Source organism: Staphylococcus sp. GDY8P57P (assembly GCF_017892585.1).
GTDB lineage: Bacteria > Bacillota > Bacilli > Staphylococcales > Staphylococcaceae > Staphylococcus > Staphylococcus borealis.
The window spans coordinates 1-663 of record NZ_JAESLK010000068.1; the positions used below are offsets into that span (position 1 = coordinate 1).

A 663-nucleotide genomic window follows, 5' to 3' on the forward strand; every position below is an offset into this window, starting at 1 on the left:
ATTGCTGCTTGAATATCTTTATCGCCTTTTTGATTTGGTTTGATCGCTTTAATATTTGCTACTGGTCGATAATTAACTTGTAATGCTTTTTGCCATAAATCAACCCATTCGTCTTGCGTTATATAATTATCTTTTTTTTTAAAATAACTATTTTCAACACATAACAAAACATGCATATGTTGATTATAACTACCATCATTTTTATTAACTGTTACTTCTGTTGAACGCATAAAACCAATTAAATTTTTACTAACTTTTTTATATTTAAATAATCTTCTAAATGATTCAGTTAAGTGTTTTAAACTTTGTTCTAAAGTATCACCATCTATCGCATTTCTTGTTGAAAGTGTTAAAAATAACCAACGAGCTTTCGGTTTTTCCTTAACCACTTCTTCAATCACTCTTTGAGCTTGATAACTATTTTTCATAGCACGCCTCCAATTACAAACTGGACATAATTTGGATTTACAAAACCAAGTCCTATGTAACTTCAAATAACCTTCATCAGTCGGCTTGAACTCTAAGACGTTTCCACATTGCTTTACGTTATAAGCCTTTTTTATTTTTAATATTTCAAGTATATCTGCATAGCCTACATTATCTATTTTCTTTTCTCTCCATGGGCGTTGTTTCCCACTTTTAGTCATATCTTTTAATGTTTCA

The 663-nt window shown here is 29.6% G+C and carries 1 protein-coding gene; it reads right to left on the reverse strand.

From position 1 onward, the window contains the following. Positions 1–663 (reverse strand): protein rep (locus KA878_RS13485; protein ID WP_245336761.1); only part of this gene is annotated, 663 nt, incomplete at both ends.